This window comes from Bradyrhizobium arachidis (genome assembly GCF_024758505.1).
GTDB lineage: Bacteria > Pseudomonadota > Alphaproteobacteria > Rhizobiales > Xanthobacteraceae > Bradyrhizobium > Bradyrhizobium manausense_C.
The window spans coordinates 7,260,453-7,277,742 of sequence record NZ_CP077970.1 but is presented as its reverse complement, the minus strand read 5'-3'; the positions used below and the strand labels follow the sequence as shown (position 1 = coordinate 7,277,742).

The following is a 17,290-nucleotide window of genomic DNA, read 5'->3' as shown; positions in this document are numbered from 1 at the left end:
GTCTCAGCCTCCGCCACATCGCCTGCCACAAATCCCGGCACGCGTCCCGCCGCAGCCTCTGCGCCCGTCGCCTGTACAGCTCGACCAGCTCTCCGTTAACGCGGCGCGGACAATCGTGCCGCTCGCGCATCAGAGGTCGCGCTCCCAGGTCTCGCCGATCAGGTTCTGGCCAAAGCTGCGATGTGGTTCGGTCGCGACCAGCTTGAAGCCGGCATCCTCGTAGATTTTTCGCGCGGCGGTCAGGATGCTCTGCGTCCACAGCGTCATGCGGCGATAGCCGCAGGCGCGGGCGAAGGCGACGCATTCGGCGACCAGCCGTTGCCCGAGGCCCTGGCCGCGCGCGGCGGGATCGAGCAGCAGCAGGCGCAGCTTGGCGACGTCGTCGCTCGCCTTGACGAGGAACACCGAGCCGACCGGACGCCCCTCGATGTCGGCGATCCAGCAGCGCTCGCGCGAGGCGTCGTAGCTGGTCATGTATTTGGCGACGATCTCCGCGACCAGCGCCTCGAAGCCCGCGTCAAAGCCGTACTCGCTCGCATAGAACGCGCCGTGGCTCTGCACCACCCAGCCCATGTCGCCCGGGCGCGGATCGCGCAAGGTCGCCACCGGCGCCGGCGACCGCGGCATGTCAAGGAGACGTTCGACCGTGTCCATCGCACCCGTCAGGCGCTTGCGATCCTCAGTGGAGAGCGGCCGCAGCATGGCGGCGATGTCGTCCTGCGAGGTGCGCTCGAGCTTTGCAAAGGCCTGGCGGCCCTTCGCGGTCAGGCTCAACTGATATTGCCGGCGGTCGGTCGGAAGCGGCTTGCGCAGGATCAGCCCCGCTTCATCAAAATTCTGCACGATGCGACTGAGATAGCCGGCATCCAGCCCGAGTTCGATTCCGATCTCCTTGGCCGAGAGTTCGCCGCTATGGGCAAGCTCGTAGAGCACCCGCGCTTCGCTGAGCGAGAACGGGCTCTTCAGGAGCTGCTGGTCGAGCACGCCGAGCTTGCGGGTGTAGAAGCGGTTGAAGGCGCGCACCGCCGACACCTGGTCGTCGGACGCGTGATTGGCCGCAGCTTTTGCTGACGAACGGGTTTGAGACGAATGGCCTGAAGACATGGGGCACCTCGATAATTGCCATTGTCAATTAGTTGTTTGACTTTGGCAAGTATCTTTCGGCGCGCTCACGCCATCTTGACGATCCGGCTGCGTAGCAGCGTCCGGGAGGAGCGGCCGAGCCGCCGCAGCAGTCGCGCCTCGGAGCGGCGCACGTGGGGTGGATAGCCGCCGAGCCGGTCGTAATGGTCCCGTGCGATCAGGAGACCCTGGTCGCCCTGCGGACGGACGATCCGGGCCAGGAAGCGCAAGGCATCGCCCAGACCGGCGCTGGCGTAGGGCGAGCGCGCGTAACGGAAGACGCCCGCCCGCGGCTTGCCGCTCGCCGAAACGTTCTGGATGAACTGGGTGGTCTCGTCGATCCAGCCGGACTCCAGTACCGCTCCGGCGTGCAAAAACATCAGCCAGGGCGAACGCGCCTGAAGCGCGCCGGCCGCGAGTGCCGCGCCGTGGGGGCCTTCGAAACCGATGAAGCGGCAGCCGGCGACGTCCGCAACGCGCTCGATCACGCCGTTACGGGTGCCGTCGACCAGGAGAACTTCTCGGATCAGGCCGGCTGCGGCGCCTGGCACCAGCGCGGCCAGAGTTGCGACCGTCGGCTGTTCGACGCCTGCAGTCGGAATGATGACGCTCAGCATGATGAGGCTTCAGTGTCTCAAGCTGTAGGTAAGGCGTTCTGGATTGTTATAGCGTATAACCATGGCCCAGCCCTCGCGCAATGTCGGAGCGGGTCGGCCCGGCCGCATGGTAAACCATGCAGCCGGCCGCGGCCAAACATGTCTTGGACTATCCGTATTATTGCCGAATGTTTGGGCGCATGCGCGTATTGAGAAGCGCGCTCCGACGCCGAGACGGCCGCAGAGATCACATTCCTGCAAGAGTTGCGCGCCATTCTCGGCGCGACCTGTCATGGTCACGAATGCGCGGGCCGCGCCCGGCGCGCGAGGAAGGATCATCGCGTGAGTGCCGATCAAGCAGCGCCAGGCATCGCAATGCCCACCGGGAAGCCGGAGGCCGCGCCGACATTGCGCATCCGCGCGCTGATGCTCGGCGACCGCATCAATCCGTCGGGGCTCGAGATCGGAAGCCTCGTCTCGTCGGCGCCGGTTGCGTTCCGCGTGCACGCCGGCCTCGCCGTGATCTTCCGCTATGGCGTCGTGGTGCTGATCGGGCTGCTGCCGTCGGAGGAGAAGGTCCTCATCGATACGTTGAAGCCGCGCGTGACGGGCGAACTCAGCCCATACGAGGAAGAAACTGCGCTCGCGCAGCTCTGCAATGACGAAGGCGCGGAGGCGATCCAGCCCGGCGGGCCGATCTGCCTCAGCAAGTTCTCCGACGACCGGCTGCTGCTGATCGCCGACGCGCTCGCCAAGAGCACGTCGCTGGCGCGCGACGAGCGCCGCGTCGCCGCCGTCTTCGACGTCATCGAGCCGTTCGCGCGCGAGCTAGCCGAGCGCGGCCGCACGCCGCGCCGGCGCAAGGGGATATTGCAACTGATCGGCAATGCGCTCCTGGTCCAGCAGCGCGTCGCGGGCCGCGTCGCGATCGCCGAAAAACCAGATGTGCTCTGGGAGAAGCCTGAGCTCGACCGGCTCTATGCGCGCCTCGAAGACGAGTACGAGCTGAAGGAGCGCCTCGACACGCTCGAGCGCAAGCTGACCGCGATCTCCGAAACCGCCAATGCGCTGACCGACATCATCGACACGCAGCGGTCGCTTCGCCTCGAAGTGGCTGTTGTCGTGCTGATCGTGATCGAGGTCGTGATCGGCCTCGTCCAGATTTTTGGCGGAGTTCACTAGACCAGGTCATAAATTTCGGTCACGCCAGACGATGCCTGATGCATTTGTTGGTCAGTGAGGCTACCATATGGTCGATGACCGACGACAAAATGAAACGGCGGCTGACCACTGTCCTGTGCGCGGATGTGCATGGCTATTCTCGCCTGATGGGAGCCGATGAAGCGGGCACGCTGGAGGCGCTGCGCCGCTGCCGCACTGCCATTGCAGGGCTGGTGGATCGCCACGACGGGCGGATTGTGAATACTTGGGGCGATGCCGTGATCGCCGAGTTCGCCAGCGTCGTCGAGGCCGTGCAATGTGCGGTCGAGATTCAGCAGGAAGTTTCCAGTCAGAATTCGGGCCCACCTCACGCGCGCCAGATGCGGTTTCGCATCGGCGTCAATCTCGGAGATGTGATGGTGGATGGTTCCGACATTTTTGGTGACGGGGTCAACATCGCGGCGCGGCTGCAAGAACTCGCCGAGCCCGGTGGCGTCATGGTCTCCGCTTCCGTCTACGATCAAGTGCACAACAAGCTGTCCGTTGGCTTTGACTGTCTCGGCCAGCAACAGATGAAGAACGTGGCCCCCGTCACCACCTATCGCGTGACCGTGGGCGGCCCGGCCGTTGGGCAAGGTAGTGGAAGCTCTGCTGCTCAAGCAGTTGCAGCCTCGGAAGCTGGCGCTCAACGGATTCGCGGCCGATACGAATCATCCACCTGGATGAGCTCGATCGCGGATCGGTTCGCGGCCCTGCCGCGCCCCATTGCGGTCATGCTCACGGTTTCGGGCTTTCTGATTCTGATCAATGTTTTCACCGGTCTGCACAGAATCTGGTTTCATTGGCCAGTCGCAGCACTGCTCTTCCTTGGCATCATGCGGACGCTCCGGCACGGACCTGCTTCGGACAGGGATGAGGGGCGCCGAGGGACCCGGGACTGAGCGGAGGGTTCATTTCACCTCTTCCCGCTGGCGAGAGGTTGCCCCCAACATGGCCGATGTCTTGATCTCATCGGGGCTTTAAGTCCGCGTCGTTCACCCCGCACCGTACGGCCAGATCCAGTCGCGGATCTCAGGCATGTCCTCGCCATGCTCGCGCACGTAAGCCGAATGCTTGAGCAGTGCGTCGCGGAATTGCTGCTTGACGTGTGCGGCCTTCACCGCGAGCCCGGGCACGCGCTCGATCGCCTCGATCGCGAGATGAAAGCGGTCCAATTTATTGAGCACGACCATGTCGAACGGCGTCGTTGTCGTGCCTTCCTCGTCAAAACCGCGCACATGCATGCCGGCGTGATTGGCGCGCTTATAGGTCAGCCGATGGATCAGATAGGGATAGCCGTGATAGGCGAAGATCACCGGTTGTCGCGCGTGAAGATGCCATCGAAGTCGCGATCGCTTAGCCCGTGCGGATGCTGCTCCTTCGGTTGCAGCGTCATCAGGTCGACGACGTTGACGACGCGAATCCTCAGATCGGGCAGCGCCTTGCGCAGGAGATCGACGGCGGCCAGCGTCTCCAGCGTCGGCACGTCGCCGGCGCAGGCCATCACGACGTCAGGCTCGCCGGTGGCGTCTTCGGTGCCCGCCCAATTCCAGATGCCGATGCCGGCATCGCAATGCGTCGCCGCCTCCTGCATCGACAGCCATTGCGGCCCCGGTTGCTTGCCCGCGACGATGACGTTGATGCGATTGTAGGTGCGCAGGCAGTGATCGCCGATCCACAGCAGCGTGTTCGCGTCCGGCGGAAAATAGATGCGCACGATATCGGCCTTCTTGTTGGCGACGAGATCAACGAAGCCGGGGTCCTGGTGGCTGAAGCCGTTATGGTCCTGGCGCCAGACATGCGAGGTCAGGAGATAGTTGAGCGAGGCGATCGGACGCCGCCAGGCGAGCTCGCGCGAAACCTTCAGCCATTTGGCATGCTGGTTGAACATGGAATCCACGATGTGGATGAAGGCCTCATAGCAGGAGAAGAAGCCGTGGCGCCCGGTCAGGAGATAGCCTTCGAGCCAGCCCTGGCAGAGATGCTCGCTCAACACCTCCATGACGCGGCCGTCCTGGGCGAGATGGACGTCATAAGGTCTTGTCGCTTCCATCCACACACGCTCGGTCGCCTCGAACACGGCATCGAGCCGGTTTGAGGCGGTCTCGTCCGGGCCCATGATGCGAAAATTGCGCGCCTCGGCGTTGAGCTTGACGACGTCGCGCAGGAATTTGCCGAGCTCGCGCGTGGCTTCCGCGGTCGCAGCGCCGGGCTCGCGCACCGCAACCGCATAGTCGCGATAGTCTGGCAGCTTGAGCTCGCGCTTCAGCAGTCCGCCATTGGCGTGCGGATTGGCGCCCATGCGGCGTGCGCCGCTCGGCGCCAGGGCCTGCAATTCGCCGATCAGCGCACCGTGTTCGTCAAACAGCTTTTCGGGCTCGTAGCTCCGCATCCAATCTTCCAGCACCTTCAGATGCGCGGGGTTCTCCCGGCAGTTCGCCACCGGCACCTGATGCGCTCGCCAAAACCCCTCGACCTTGAGGCCGTCGACCTCCTTCGGCCCGGTCCAACCCTTCGGGCTGCGCAGCACGATCATCGGCCAGCGCGGCCGTTCGATCGGTTCGCTTGCGCTACGCGCATGCTGCTGGATGGAGCGGATGCTGGCGAAGGCGACGTCGAGCGCGTCGGCCATCGTGCGGTGCATCCGCGCAGGCTCGTGTCCCTCGACGAACAGCGGCTCGTGGCCGAGCCCGCGAAAGAGATCGCGGATTTCGTCGTCGCGCATGCGGCCGAGCACGGTGGGGTTGGCGATCTTGTAGCCGTTGAGATGCAGGATCGGCAGCACCGCGCCGTCATTGATAGGATTGACGAACTTGTTCGACTGCCAGGAGGCAGCGAGCGGGCCGGTCTCGGCCTCGCCGTCGCCGACGACGCAGGCGACGATCAGGTCGGGATTGTCGAGCGCGGCGCCATAGGCATGCACCAGCGCGTAGCCGAGCTCGCCGCCTTCATGGATCGAGCCCGGCGTCTCCGGCGCCGCATGGCTCGGGATGCCACCGGGGAAGGAGAACTGCCGGAAAAGCTTGCGCAATCCGTCCTTGTCGCGCGCGATGTCCGGATAGATCTCGCTATAGCTGCCTTCGAGATAGGTGTTGGCGACCATGCCGGGGCCGCCATGGCCGGGACCGCAGACATAGAGAATGTCGAGGTCCAGGGTGCGGATCGCGCGGTTGAGATGGGCATAGATGAAGTTCAGCCCCGGCGTCGTGCCCCAATGACCGAGCAGGCGCGGCTTGACGTGCTCCTTGCGCAGGGGCTCGCGCAGCAACGGATTGTCAAGGAGATAGATCTGGCCGACCGAGAGGTAATTGGCGGCCCGCCAGTAGCGATCGAGGAGGTCGAGTTCGTTGCTCGGGGCGCCCGATTGTTGTTGGTTTGTCATGTGCCTGCTGACCTTCACCCAGCTGATGTCACTAACCTTGTTCCGCCCCAATCGATCCCGCGGCGCCATCAAACGGGATGGCCGTGACGCCGGTGTTGCGTGAGGTCAAAGGCGTCAGAGCAAAGTTTGGGCGGCTACTGTGCATGGGGTTGTTTCGAGCTTTTGTTTCTTGTTCTTGATTTGTTCCTTTCGCGTGCTATCTTGGCTTCATGAGTCGAGCATCCTCTCATGCCCTCAAGCACCCGCCGGTCACGGCGCCCTCCGAGCCGGCGGGTGCACCGTCTGATTTTCCTGCCGCATTTCCGGAGTTGGAGGTCGCAATCGACCGCCAGCGCCGGCGAGGGCGGGGGGCGCAGTCCAACGCCAGTGGCCGCTATGAGGCGGAGGCGCGCGTCGCCTTCGACGATGGCTGGCAGAGCCTGGAGGAGCTGCCGCCGTTCAAGACCAGTGTCGCGCTCGACACCTCGCGCAAGGTGATCACCCGCAACGATTCGCCCGACATCGGTTTTGACCGCTCGATCAATCCCTATCGCGGCTGTGAGCACGGCTGCGTCTATTGCTTCGCGCGGCCGACGCACGCCTATCTCGGCCTCTCGCCGGGGCTCGATTTCGAGTCAAAGCTGTTCGCAAAGCCCGAGGCGCCGGCGCTGCTGGAGAAGGAACTGGCGGCGCCCGGCTACGAGCCGCGGATGATCGCGATCGGCACCAACACCGATCCCTATCAGCCGATCGAGCGCGAGCGGAAGATCATGCGCGGCATTTTGGAGGTGCTGGAGCGCACCTCGCATCCCGTCGGCATCGTCACCAAATCGGCGCTGGTGACGCGCGATATCGACATCCTGTCGCGGATGGCGAAGCGCAACCTCGCCAAGGTCGCACTCTCCGTCACCACGCTCGACCCAAAGCTCGCGCGCACCATGGAGCCGCGCGCCTCGACGCCGCCGAAGCGGCTCGAGGCGCTGAAGCAGTTGTCCGACGCCGGGATCCCCACGACCGTCATGGTCGCGCCTGTGATCCCCGCGCTGAACGATTCCGAGATCGAGCGCATCCTGGACGCGGCCGCGCATGCCGGAGTCAAGGAAGCCTCCTACGTGCTGTTGCGCCTGCCGCTGGAGGTTCGCGATCTCTTCCGCGAATGGCTGATGGCGAACTATCCGGACCGCTATCGCCACGTCTTCACGCTGATCCGCGACATGCGCGGCGGTCGCGATTACGACGCGAAGTGGGGCGAGCGGATGAAGGGCACCGGCCCGATGGCCTGGACCATCGGCCGCCGTTTCGAGATCGCCTGCGAGAAGCTCGGGCTCAACAAGCGGCGCGCGAAGTTGTCGACGGATCATTTCGCGAGGCCGAAGCGGAACGGCGAGCAGCTCAGTTTGTTCTAGGGGGCACCTAGTAGTCGTCCTGGCGAAAGCCAGGACCCATTGCCCCAGGAAGCAGTCGTGGCGCGAGCCGATAACCCCGAGTCTTCGCCAAACCACTCCCTGGGGTAATGGGTCCTGGATCGGCGCTCGCTTGCTCGCTGGTCCAGGACGACTCGTTGGAGGCTGAATAACGGGAATTGCCCCAGGTTCCCGGTTGCGCGGGCTGTCCCGCTTGCGCACGATCGCGGCCATGATTCGGGACAAATCCGCCAGCAAAGCCAAGGACGCGGCGAACAAGGACGCGCCGAAGAAGGCCGCCAGGGGCGTCATCGCCGTGGCGCGGCCGAGCTTTCGCCGTGAGCGCGCGCTGATCAAGCGCGGGGTCTGGCCGGTCGCGGGCTGCGACGAGGCCGGGCGCGGTCCGTTGGCGGGTCCGGTGGTCGCGGCCGCCGTGATCCTCGATCCCGACCGGATTCCAAGGGGCATCGACGATTCCAAGCGGCTGACGGCGGACGAGCGCGAAAAGCTGTTCGACAAGATCTGCGCCACCGCCCAGGTCTCGGTTGCAATTGCCTCGCCGGCGCGGATCGACCGCGACAATATTTTGCGCGCCTCGCTCTGGGCGCTGAAGCGCGCAGTGGTCGCGCTGCCCGATGCGCCCCGGCACGTCTTCGTCGATGGCCGCGACCGGCTGGACACGGCTTGCGAGTGCGAGGCCGTGATCGGCGGGGACGGCATCGTGGTATCGATCGCCGCGGCTTCCATCATCGCAAAAGTGACGCGCGACCAGCTGATGTGCGCGCTGGCGCAGGATTGCCCCGGCTACGGTTTCGAGCAGCACAAGGGTTACGCCGTCCCCGAGCATCTCGACGCGCTCGATCGTCTCGGCCCGTCCATCCATCACCGCAGCTTCTTCGCACCGGTCGTCGCCGCGCGCGAAAAGCACATGCCCTGGACGGTGGAGCGCGAGCCCGACCTGTTCGCGGCGGAGGTGGAGGCAGAGGTGCAGGTCGAAGTTCACACCGAGGTCAACGCGGCAGCCACGCCTTAGCTTTCGTGCGAGGCCGGTTGCCACGGCGCGCCGCGGGCTTTATCAAAACAAGAGAGCGAATAGGGCCGGCTTCGACGGGTTGGCTGCATCTTTCGGGCGTTGCATGCGGTTTACCTCCCTGGTCATCGAGCTCATCCGCGCGCGGCCGCGGCTGGTCGTGTGGATCGTGGTGCTGCTCCAGGCCGCGCTCTGGCTGTTCGTGGCGCTCGTCTTCTACCGCAGCCCGCCCGGCAACCTCGCAACCCTGCTGGCATTCGGCCGCGAATACCAGGTCGGCACCGATCTCGGCCCGCCGCTCGCCTTCTGGCTCGCCGACATCGCCTATCGTGCCGCGGGCGGCCACATGTTCGGCGTTTACGTCCTGGCCGAGCTCTGTTCCATCGCGACCTTCATCACGCTCTATCATCTGGCGCGCGCGGTGGTCGGCACCCAGCAGGCGGTGCTCGCGGTGCTCCTGAGCATGACCGTGCTGGCGTTCTCCTCGCCGACGCTGGAATTCGGTCCGCTGGTGCTGGCGCGCCCGCTATGGGCGCTGCTGCTGCTGCATTCCTGGCAATTGATCGGCCAGCGCCGCGGCAATGCCTGGTTCGCCTGGTCGATCGCCGCCGGGCTCTTGCTGCTGACGACATCGGCCGCGGTCGGGCTGCTGCTTCTGCTGGTGGTCTTCGCGCTCGCAACTGCGGGCGGCCGCCAGACGCTGCGCGCGCTCGATCCGCTTTATGCGCTGCTCGTGGTCGCGGTGCTGGCGCTGCCCTATATGATCTGGGTGATCCGGGCCGACGTGCTCGTACTGCCGGCCTTGCCGCAACTCACTGAGCTGAATGCGCGAGGGCTGAACACTGCGTGGCTGCTCGGCAGCCTTGTTCTGGGTGCAGCCGCCGTGCTCGGTCTTGCCGTGCTCAACAGCAACTGGTTCGCGGCCAAGGGCGAGGAAGCGCCGATTATCTATCGCCCGCCGGTCGGGCCTCTGGCGCGTAACTTCGTCTATTTCTTTGCGCTCGCGCCGGGCCTCGCCGCGGTGGTCATCTCCGGCCTGTTCGGGCTCGACCGCGTCATCGGCGGCGCCGGGGTCGCCCTGGTCATGTCCGGTCTTGCCGTGATCGTCGCGGCCGGCGACCTGATCGCGATGCGGCGTCAGCGGGTCCTGCGGACGGTGTGGGCGGCCGCGGTTGCGGCGCCGGCTGCCGCCGTCGTGGCGACGACCTTGCTCCTGCCCTGGACCGGCACCGGCGAGGTCACCACCGCGATGCCGGCGCGCGCCATCTCCGATTTCTTCGACGACAGCTTTGTCCGCCGCACCAATAAGCCATTGCGCGCGGTCGCCGGCGAGACGCAGCTCGCAAGCCTGATCGCACTGCATTCCGGACGTCCGCATCTGCTCATCGATGCCGAGCCCCAGCGTACGCCGTGGATATCGCAGGCCAAGTTCGCCGAGACCGGCGGCGTCGTGGTCTGGCGCGCCTCCGACACCGCCGGCACCCCGCCGCCCGACATCGCAAAGCGTTTTCCCGGCATCGTGCCGGAAGTGCCGCGCGCCTTCGAATGGCTGGTCAACGGCCGCCAGGGATTGTTGCGCATCGGCTGGGCGATCGTGCGGCCGAAGGGGACGTGAGGTCAGGCCGGCGCCAGCGCTTTTGCAATCGCGCGCAGGTCCTGCCAGGCAAGCCGCTTGTAGGCCGGTGAGCGCAGCAGATAGGCCGGGTGGAACGTCGGCAGCGCGCGGATGACGCGCTGGCCGGTGTCGTAGTCGAACCAGCGGCCGCGCGTGCGCATGATGCCTTCGCGCGTCGACAGCAGCGTCTGCGTCGAGGGATTGCCGAGCGTCACCAGCAAATCGGGATTCACGAGCTCGATCTGGCGCTGGATGAAGGGCAGGCAGATCTGCGTTTCCTGCGGCGTCGGCGTGCGGTTGCCGGGCGGCCGCCACGGAATGACGTTGGCGATATAGGCGGTGGTGCGGTTGAGCCCGATCGCGCCGATCATGCGGTCGAGCAGTTTACCGCTGCGCCCCACGAAGGGCAGTCCCTCGATATCCTCATCGCGTCCCGGTGCCTCGCCGACGAACATGATGCGCGCCTGCGGGTTGCCGTCGGCGAACACCAGCCGCGTCGCGGTGTTCTTCAGCGCGCAGCCGTCAAAATTCTGCATCAGCTCGCGCAATGCCTCGAGCGTTGGCGCGGTGCGTGCCGCCTCGCGCGCGGTCGCGATCGCGACGTCGGGCGCGGGCGCCGCCTCGCCACGGATCACCGCGGGCGCTGCAACTGGTCGCGGTGCCTCCGCCAGCCCCGGCGTCTGGACCAGCGGTGGTGCCGCGCGCGTCACCGGCGGCGGCGCATCCGCCTCGGCCAGGCGATCGACCGGTTCCTCCACCAGCGCGCAATCGACGCCGGCCTCCAGATAGAAGGCAAGGAGCTCGCGGACGGTGGGGGCGGGTTCTTGGATCATGGGAAAGTCTGACTTTTATATCACCTTGAGCCTCCTTGCATCCCAGCGGAACGCAATTCCGAGGTTGTCCTACCCGGAAAAATCGGAAACAAGGGGGCGCAAACGACCAAGGAACCGTCTCAAGGGCTGAGATCAGATGAGCACCGAAGAACTTCCCCCGCGCGAATCCATGGAATTCGACGTCGTCATCGTCGGCGCCGGCCCCTCGGGCCTGTCGGCCGCGATCCGGCTGAAGCAGCTCAACGCCGATCTCAACGTCGTCGTGGTGGAGAAGGGTTCTGAGGTCGGCGCGCACATTCTCTCGGGCGCCGTGATCGATCCCGCGGGGCTGGACAAGCTCTTCCCCGACTGGCGCGAGGATGCGGATTGCTCGCTCAAGACCCAGGTGAAGGACGATCGCTTCTTCTGGTTCACCGAGACCAGCGCGATCAAGCTGCCGAACTTCATCATGCCGCCGCTGATGAACAATCATCACTGCTATATCGGCTCGCTCGGCAATGTCTGCCGCTGGCTGGCGCGCAAGGCGGAAGCGCTCGGCGTCGAGATCTATCCGGGCTTTGCCGCGGCCGAGGTGCTCTATGACGACAACGGCGCGGTGCGCGGCATCGCCACCGGCGACATGGGCATCGGCAGGGACGGCAAGCCGAAGGACTCCTTTACCCGCGGCATGGAATTGCTCGGCAAGTACACGCTGTTCGCCGAAGGCGCGCGCGGCAGCCTGTCCAAGCAGCTCATCGCGAAATACGCGCTCGACGCCAAGAGCGAGCCGCCGAAGTTCGGCATCGGCCTGAAGGAAGTCTGGCAGATCGATCCGGCCAAGCATCAGAAGGGTCTGGTCCAGCACGCCGTCGGCTGGCCGCTCAAGAACGACACCGGCGGTGGTCTGTTCTTCTACCATTACGACGAAAACCTGGTGTCGATCGGCTTCGTCGTCCACCTCAACTACAACGACCCCTATCTGTCGCCGTTCGACGAATTCCAGCGGGTCAAGAACCATCCGGCAGTGCGCGCTACGCTCGAAGGCGGCAAGCGGCTGGCTTACGGCGCGCGCGCCATCACCGAAGGCGGCTACCAGTCGGTGCCGCGGCTGAGCTTCCCCGGCGGCGCGCTGATCGGCTGCGCGGCGGGCTTCGTCAACGTGCCGCGCATCAAGGGCGTGCACAATGCGATGGGCACCGGCATGTTAGCTGCCGAGCATGTCAACGCCGCGCTCGGCGCCGGCCGCGCCAATGACGAGCTCGTCGAATACGAGAACGCCTGGCGCGATTCCGTCGTCGGCAAGGACCTTTATCCCGTCCGCAACGCAAAACCGCTGTTGTCGAAGTTCGGCACCTTCATCGGCGCCGGGCTCGGCATCTTCGACATGTGGTGCAACACGCTTTTCGGCGCCTCGCTGTTCGGCACCCAGTCGCACGCCAAGGCCGATCGCGCCACGCTCGACGCCGCCAGCACGCACACGCCAAAGGCGTATCCGAAGCCGGACGGAAAAATCTCGTTCGACAAGCTGTCGTCGGTATTCCTGTCCAACACCAATCATGAAGAGGACCAGCCGGTCCATCTCAAGGTTGCGGACATGAACCTGCAGAAGGTCTCGGAGCACGACGTCTTCGCCGGTCCCTCGAACCGCTATTGCCCGGCTGGCGTCTATGAATGGGTGGAGGAGGGCGCGGCTCCGCGCTTCCAGATCAACGCCCAGAATTGCGTCCATTGCAAAACCTGCGACGTCAAGGACCCGAACGGCAACATCACCTGGGTTCCGCCCGAGGGCGGCGGCGGGCCGAACTACGAGGCCATGTAACGACCGGGCAATGTGACGCACGTTCGCGTGAGCAGGGGACGGCAATGGGCCGTCCCGGTCACGATAAGGCCACAGTAAAATCGTTTTGGGGCGGGCAGTTGGCCGACCGGGGGCGTAGGGCAAATCGCCTCCCGATTCTCTGCCGAATCCTTGCGGATGCGGCCCAAAAGCGGCATTGTTCCGGGCCATGATGGTTCCGGGTCCCATGCCGCCGGTCGCGTTCGCATGCGAGACGACCCCTTACTCCCAAACTCAAGGCGAGCCCTGATGTTTTCAAATCGTTTCAACCGCTGGACTGTTGCCGCCCTGGCCCTCGCTGGCTCCGCTCTCGTGGCGGTCCCCGGCGCGGTCCTGGCGCAGACGCCGGATCATCCGGCGGACACTGCGGCACAGTTTCCGACCCGAAACGATCTGAAGTCGCTGACTGGCGCCGGCAGCTATCTCGCCGCCCGCCATGCCAGCGTCGAGCGCGATGCGTCGTCGGCGGCCGCCTTCTATCGCTCCGCGCTGCGCACCGATCCCAAGAACAACGAGCTGCTCGACCGCGCCTTCATCTCATTGATCGCCGACGGTGACATCGAGGAAGCGGTCAAGCTCGCCGAGCGCATCCTCACCATCGACAAGTCGAACCGCGTCGCGCGCCTCGTCGTCGGCGTGCACGATCTGAAGGTGAAGAAATACGCAGCCGCGCAGACCAACATCAGCCAGTCGATCCGCGGACCCATCACCGATCTGGTCGCGACCCTGTTGTCGGGCTGGGCTTCCTATGGCGCCGGCGATGCCAAGGGTGGCGTCGCGACCATCGACAAGCTGACCGGGCCCGAATGGTATCCGCTGTTCAAGGACCTCCACGCCGGCATGATCCTCGAGCTGTCCGGCAAGGAGAAGGATGCCGGCGCCCGCTTCGAGCGCGCCTACAAGCTCGACGATTCCATGCTGCGCATCAGCGAGGCCTATGCGCGCTGGCTGTCGCGCAACAAGGATTCCGCCTCCGCCACGGCCGTCTATCAGGCGTTCGACAAGAAGCTCGCCCGCCATCCGCTGATCCAGGAAGGCCTGCGCGAGACCAAAGCCGGCAAGAAGCTGCCGCCGCTGATCGACTCCGCACAGGCAGGTGCCGCCGAAGCGCTCTACGGCATCGGCGCCACGCTGACCCGCCGTGGTGGCGAGGATCTGGCGCTGGTCTATCTCCAGCTCGCGCTCTACCTCCAGCCCAGCCATCCCTTGGCGCTGCTCTCGCTCGCCGATCTCTACGAATCGGTGAAGCGGCCGCAGATGGCGATCAAGGTCTACGAGCGCGTGCCGGCCAACTCGCCGCTGAAGCGCAACGCGCAGATCCAGCTCGCAGTCGATCTCGATTCCGCCGACCGCACCGACGACGCGATCAAGATCCTCAAGGGCGTCGTCACCGACGATCCCAAGGATCTCGAGGCCATCATGGCGCTCGGCAATATCGAACGCGGCCGCAAGAAGTTCGGCGATTGCGGCGCGACCTATTCGCGCGGCATCGACGTGCTGCCGGCCGGCAACGACAAGGCCAACAGCGTCTGGTACTATTATCGCGGCATCTGCCAGGAGCGCTCCAAGCAGTGGGGCAAGGCCGAAGCCGACATGAAGAAGGCGCTCGAGCTGCAGCCGGACCAGCCGCATGTCCTCAACTATCTCGGCTATTCCTGGATCGACCAGGGTGTCAACCTCGACGACGGCATGAAGATGATCAAGCGCGCCGTCGAGCAGCGCCCGGACGACGGCTACATCGTGGATTCTCTTGGTTGGGCTTACTACCGCATCGGCAATTACGAGGAAGCGGTGAAGAACCTCGAGCGCGCGATCGACCTCAAGCCCGAGGATCCCACCATCAACGACCATCTCGGCGATGCCTATTGGCGCGTCGGCCGGACGCTGGAGGCCAAGTTCCAGTGGTCGCACGCCCGCGATCTCAAGCCCGAGCCGGATGATCTGCCGAAGATCGAGGCCAAGATTGCGAACGGACTGGCTGAGGATTCCAACCCGTCCGCGGCGCAGGCCGAGAAGAAGAAGGACGACGGCAAGGGCGGCTGATCAAAAAGTGTTTGGGGGCAATCGCCAATGCCGGCGTTGATTGAAGAGGGGCGCGCGAAGGTCAATCTGAGCCTTCGCGTCATCGGCCGTCGCACCGACGGCTATCATGATCTGGAAAGCGTGGTCGCGTTCGCCGACTGCGCCGATCGTCTCACGCTCGACCCGGGCGCGGAGTTGAAGCTCACCACCACGGGACCGCTCGCGTCGTTCTGCGGCGAGACCGCTGATAATCTCGTGCTCAAGGCGGCAAGGCTTTTGGCCGACGCGGTGCCGGGCCTCAAGGTCGGCGCCTTCTCGCTCGACAAGGTGCTGCCGGTGGCGGCCGGAATCGGTGGCGGCTCGGCGGATGCTGCCGCAGCGCTCCGGCTGCTCGCGCGCCTCAACGGCCTTTCGCTCGACGATGTCAGGATTCAGGAGGTTGCACTCGCAACCGGCGCCGACGTCCCGGTGTGCCTGGTCTCGCGCGCCTGCGACATGACCGGCGTCGGCGAGCAGCTTCTGCCGCTGAGCGTGCCGACGATGCCTTGCGTCATGGTCAATCCGCGTCTTGCGGTCGCGACCAAGGATGTTTTCGCCGCACTCGGCTTGCGCAATGGCGAGCTGCTCGTTGGCGCAACCGATGTGCTCCGGTCGCCGTCCTGGCCGGATGCCGGCGGCTCGCTCGAAGACTGGGTTGAAGCGCTCGCCACGAGCTCGAACGATCTGGAAGAGCCGGCGACCCGCGTTCAGCCTGTGATCGGCGAGGTAATCTCGGCGCTCAACGCCACCAACGGCGCCTGGCTCGCGCGAATGTCGGGCTCGGGCGCGACGTGTTTTGCAATCTACGAGAACACCGCGGATGCCCGCCGTGCCGCCGAAAAGATCAGGCACGAGCAACCCGGCTGGTGGGTGCATTCGGGGACGTTGAGCTGAGGCTCAGTCTTCGTCGCGCGACGACGTTGAGAAGGCGCGCGCCAACACACCGCTGTCATCGCCCGGCTCTCGACCGGGCGATCCAGTACGCCGCGGCGGTTGTGATGACTCGCGAAACCTCTGGAATACTGGATGCCCCGCTTGCCGCCTACGCTAAAGCTTCGGCGCCCCACGACCGCAAACCCCGGCGAAGCCTTGGCGTAGCCGGGTCGCGGAGCATGATAGCGGAGTTTGGATCGACAGGGTTGCTGACTTTTCGACGGCCTAATGCGACCTGGCCAAACAGAACGCCACCACCTGCTCCAGCGCGCTCTTCATCGGCGAGGACGGGAACAGCGCGAGCGCATCGACCGCCATGGCGCCGTAGTGCTGGGCGCGGCTGAGCGTGTCTTCGAGGGCGCGGTGCTTGTTCATCAGCCCGATCGCGTGGTCGAGGTCGGCGTCGCCGATTTCGCCGCGCTCCAGCGCGCGGATCCAGAAGGCGCGCTCGGCGTCATTGCCGCGGCGGAAGGCGAGCACCACGGGGAGGGTGATCTTGCCCTCGCGGAAATCGTCGCCGGTGTTCTTGCCGAGCTTTGCGCTCTTGCCGCCATAGTCGAGCACGTCGTCGACGAGCTGGAAGGCGATGCCGAGATTCATGCCGACGGATCGGCAGGCGGTCTGCTCCGCCTTCGGGCGGTTGGCGATGACGGGGCCGACCTCGCAGGCAGCCGCGAACAATTCCGCGGTCTTGGCGCGGATCACGGCGAGATATTCGTCCTCGGTGGTCGCGGTGTTCTTTGCGGCCGCAAGCTGCATCACCTCACCCTCGGCGATGGTGGCGGCCGCAGCCGAGAGAATGTCGAGCGCGCGCAGCGAGCCGACCTCGACCATCATGCGAAACGCCTGGCCGAGCAGGAAGTCGCCGACCAGCACGCTCGCCTCGTTGCCCCACAGCATGCGCGCCGACAGCTTGCCGCGCCGCATCTCACTCTCGTCGACGACGTCGTCATGCAGCAGTGTGGCGGTATGCATGAACTCCACGGACGCGGCGAGCTTGATATGGCCGTCGCCGGTGTAGCCGGCGAGGTTGGCCATGGCGAGCGTCAGCATCGGCCGCAGCCGCTTGCCACCTGAGGAGATGAGGTGGTTGGCCACTTCCGGGATCATGGTCACGTCGGAGCCGGTGCGCGACAGGATCGTCGCGTTGACGCGCTCCATGTCAGGGGCGACAAGGGCAACCAGCTCTTCGATCGACGCGCCGGGAGTTTCGAAAGGTACGATTACGGCCACGCCGGTCTCCAATATTTGCCCGGAACGGGCTATCTTCGGTTCCTAGACAATAGAAACTGCGGACGGATGCGGCAAGAGCGGGAACTG

12 protein-coding genes and 1 pseudogene are annotated in these 17,290 nt (G+C 65.3%); 8 read left to right on the top strand and 5 right to left on the bottom strand.

The annotated features are described in order from the left end of the window. Positions 1–129: 129 nt before the first annotated feature. Positions 130–1,104 carry a bifunctional helix-turn-helix transcriptional regulator/GNAT family N-acetyltransferase gene (locus KUF59_RS33875; RefSeq protein WP_258767598.1) on the bottom strand — a complete coding sequence of 325 codons (975 nt, stop codon included), beginning with the start codon at positions 1,102–1,104 and terminating at the stop codon, positions 130–132. 65 nt (positions 1,105–1,169) lie between these two features. Continuing rightward, positions 1,170–1,739: a glycosyltransferase family protein gene (locus KUF59_RS33870; protein ID WP_258767597.1), complete on the bottom strand. Its 570-nt coding sequence runs from the start codon at positions 1,737–1,739 to the stop codon at positions 1,170–1,172. A gap of 321 nt (positions 1,740–2,060) precedes the next feature. On the opposite strand from KUF59_RS33870, the gene KUF59_RS33865 reads away from it, so the two are divergent. Together KUF59_RS33865 and KUF59_RS33860 are read left to right on the top strand one after the other, a co-directional pair. Beyond that, the gene (locus tag KUF59_RS33865; RefSeq protein WP_408918048.1) at positions 2,061–2,900 is read left to right on the top strand and encodes an RMD1 family protein; all 840 of its coding nucleotides are present in this window, start codon (positions 2,061–2,063) and stop codon (positions 2,898–2,900) included. A 74-nt stretch (positions 2,901–2,974) separates the two neighbouring features. Next, positions 2,975–3,820, top strand: coding sequence for an adenylate/guanylate cyclase domain-containing protein (locus tag KUF59_RS33860; protein WP_258767596.1), 846 nt, complete (start codon positions 2,975–2,977; stop codon positions 3,818–3,820). 93 nt (positions 3,821–3,913) lie between these two features. On the opposite strand, the pseudogene KUF59_RS33855 reads toward KUF59_RS33860, so the two are convergent. After that, positions 3,914–6,300, bottom strand: a pseudogene (locus KUF59_RS33855) (phosphoketolase family protein). Positions 6,301–6,509: 209 nt separating this feature from the next. Here KUF59_RS33855 and KUF59_RS33850 point away from each other — a divergent pair. The 3 genes from KUF59_RS33850 (at position 6,510) to KUF59_RS33840 (ending at position 10,327) form a co-directional block, all read left to right on the top strand. Continuing rightward, the gene (locus KUF59_RS33850) at positions 6,510–7,685 is read left to right on the top strand and encodes a PA0069 family radical SAM protein (RefSeq protein WP_258767595.1); all 1,176 of its coding nucleotides are present in this window, start codon (positions 6,510–6,512) and stop codon (positions 7,683–7,685) included. A gap of 229 nt (positions 7,686–7,914) precedes the next feature. Beyond that, entirely contained in the window at positions 7,915–8,715 is an 801-nt protein-coding gene (locus tag KUF59_RS33845) for a ribonuclease HII (RefSeq protein WP_258767594.1), read from the top strand. Positions 8,716–8,818: 103 nt separating this feature from the next. Continuing rightward, positions 8,819–10,327 carry a glycosyltransferase family 39 protein gene (locus KUF59_RS33840; protein ID WP_258767593.1) on the top strand — a complete coding sequence of 503 codons (1,509 nt, stop codon included), beginning with the start codon at positions 8,819–8,821 and terminating at the stop codon, positions 10,325–10,327. Between the two features lie 2 nt (positions 10,328–10,329). Here the strand turns inward: KUF59_RS33840 and KUF59_RS33835 are convergent, their stop codons facing one another. Next, positions 10,330–11,160: a uracil-DNA glycosylase gene (locus KUF59_RS33835; RefSeq protein WP_212458862.1), complete on the bottom strand. Its 831-nt coding sequence runs from the start codon at positions 11,158–11,160 to the stop codon at positions 10,330–10,332. Between the two features lie 136 nt (positions 11,161–11,296). On the opposite strand from KUF59_RS33835, the gene KUF59_RS33830 reads away from it, so the two are divergent. The 3 genes from KUF59_RS33830 (at position 11,297) to KUF59_RS33820 (ending at position 15,931) form a co-directional block, all read left to right on the top strand. Further along, positions 11,297–12,958 (top strand): electron transfer flavoprotein-ubiquinone oxidoreductase, encoded by a 1,662-nt coding sequence (locus tag KUF59_RS33830; protein WP_258767592.1) that lies wholly within the window; start codon positions 11,297–11,299, stop codon positions 12,956–12,958. Positions 12,959–13,225: 267 nt separating this feature from the next. Then, entirely contained in the window at positions 13,226–15,019 is a 1,794-nt protein-coding gene (locus KUF59_RS33825) for a tetratricopeptide repeat protein (RefSeq protein WP_212458860.1), read from the top strand. A 27-nt stretch (positions 15,020–15,046) separates the two neighbouring features. Then, on the top strand, positions 15,047–15,931 hold the full coding sequence (locus KUF59_RS33820) for a 4-(cytidine 5'-diphospho)-2-C-methyl-D-erythritol kinase (protein WP_212458859.1): 885 nt from the start codon (positions 15,047–15,049) through the stop codon (positions 15,929–15,931). A gap of 264 nt (positions 15,932–16,195) precedes the next feature. Here KUF59_RS33820 and KUF59_RS33815 read toward each other — a convergent pair whose 3' ends face one another. After that, positions 16,196–17,203 carry a polyprenyl synthetase family protein gene (locus KUF59_RS33815; RefSeq protein WP_212458858.1) on the bottom strand — a complete coding sequence of 336 codons (1,008 nt, stop codon included), beginning with the start codon at positions 17,201–17,203 and terminating at the stop codon, positions 16,196–16,198. Between the last annotated feature and the right edge of the window lie 87 nt (positions 17,204–17,290).

What these genes read in the sequence shown, in the direction of transcription:
- KUF59_RS33875 (WP_258767598.1), bottom strand. Translation starts at nt 1,104, where the DNA reads ATGTCTTCAGGCCATTCGTCTCAAACCCGTTCGTCAGCAAAAGCTGCG.
- KUF59_RS33870 (WP_258767597.1), bottom strand. Translation starts at nt 1,739, where the DNA reads ATGCTGAGCGTCATCATTCCGACTGCAGGCGTCGAACAGCCGACGGTC.
- KUF59_RS33860 (WP_258767596.1), top strand. Translation starts at nt 2,975, where the DNA reads ATGACCGACGACAAAATGAAACGGCGGCTGACCACTGTCCTGTGCGCG.
- KUF59_RS33850 (WP_258767595.1), top strand. Translation starts at nt 6,510, where the DNA reads ATGAGTCGAGCATCCTCTCATGCCCTCAAGCACCCGCCGGTCACGGCG.
- KUF59_RS33845 (WP_258767594.1), top strand. Translation starts at nt 7,915, where the DNA reads ATGATTCGGGACAAATCCGCCAGCAAAGCCAAGGACGCGGCGAACAAG.
- KUF59_RS33840 (WP_258767593.1), top strand. Translation starts at nt 8,819, where the DNA reads ATGCGGTTTACCTCCCTGGTCATCGAGCTCATCCGCGCGCGGCCGCGG.
- KUF59_RS33835 (WP_212458862.1), bottom strand. Translation starts at nt 11,160, where the DNA reads ATGATCCAAGAACCCGCCCCCACCGTCCGCGAGCTCCTTGCCTTCTAT.
- KUF59_RS33830 (WP_258767592.1), top strand. Translation starts at nt 11,297, where the DNA reads ATGAGCACCGAAGAACTTCCCCCGCGCGAATCCATGGAATTCGACGTC.
- KUF59_RS33825 (WP_212458860.1), top strand. Translation starts at nt 13,226, where the DNA reads ATGTTTTCAAATCGTTTCAACCGCTGGACTGTTGCCGCCCTGGCCCTC.
- KUF59_RS33820 (WP_212458859.1), top strand. Translation starts at nt 15,047, where the DNA reads ATGCCGGCGTTGATTGAAGAGGGGCGCGCGAAGGTCAATCTGAGCCTT.